Consider the following 240-nt stretch of genomic DNA (forward strand, 5'->3'; position numbering starts at 1 on the left):
CTGAGCGCCTTGGCGGCAAAGTACAATTAGTGGGTGCCGACTTATTCGTAACTAATACGAAGAAGCTTGCAGAAGGAATTGAAAAAGGCATTGCAAACTCCATCCTGATCAAAGTGAACCAGATTGGTACACTAACTGAAACATTTGATGCTATTGAAATGGCAAAACGAGCTGGCTACACAGCAGTAGTTTCCCACCGTTCCGGTGAAACAGAAGACAGCACCATCGCTGACATCGCTG

1 pseudogene is annotated in these 240 nt (G+C 45.8%); it reads left to right on the plus strand.

The window, feature by feature from the left end:
• Positions 1-240: pseudogene (gene eno, locus RYX56_RS24920) on the plus strand (phosphopyruvate hydratase); the annotation flags it as partial.

Origin of the sequence: Alkalihalophilus lindianensis (assembly GCF_032843265.1) — a bacterium.
Lineage (GTDB): Bacteria > Bacillota > Bacilli > Bacillales > Bacillaceae_D > Alkalihalophilus > Alkalihalophilus lindianensis.